At 57.9% G+C, this 542-nt stretch carries 1 protein-coding gene; it reads right to left on the reverse strand.

The window, feature by feature from the left end:
• The coding region (locus L693_RS29275; protein ID WP_155983825.1) for a beta-ketoacyl synthase N-terminal-like domain-containing protein at positions 1-542 on the reverse strand (542 nt) is incomplete at both ends.

A 542-nucleotide genomic window follows, 5' to 3' on the forward strand; every position in this document is an offset into this window, starting at 1 on the left:
CCCCCGCTCGCTCCAGTGCCGTCCGAATCAGCTCTCCTTGGGCGGTCGGGCTTGGCACGGTATAGCCGTTGGTCTTGCCTCCATGGTTGATGCTCGTCCCCCGGATCACCGCATGGATGGGGTCCTCATCGGCAATCGCCTTCGACAATGGCTTGAGCAGGACGACTCCCGCGCCTTCTCCGGGGACAAACCCGTTGCCTCCTTTGCCGAAGCTCTTGCACCGCCCGTCGGCAGACAGCATATGGTTGGCGCAAAGCCCGACATAGCCGAGCGGGTGGAGATACAGATTGACTCCGCCTGCAATTGCCATCTCGCATTCTCCCCGGTAAAGATGCTCACAGGCTTCATGAATCGCGGTCAGCGAGGACGAACACATCGTATCGATCGGCATGCTCGGCCCTTGCAAATTAAAGAGGTACGAAATCCTGTTTGCTACCGAACTAAAGGATATTTGGGGGAATATGTGCGCTCCCTTCTTCCATAACTCCGGCCCATAGAGCTCGTAGCCCGTTTTGGTAATCCCGGCAAATACGCCTACCCGG

The sequence above is a fragment of the Paenibacillus sp. 1-18 genome, assembly GCF_000520755.1.
In the GTDB taxonomy this organism is placed as follows: domain Bacteria; phylum Bacillota; class Bacilli; order Paenibacillales; family Paenibacillaceae; genus Paenibacillus; species Paenibacillus brasilensis.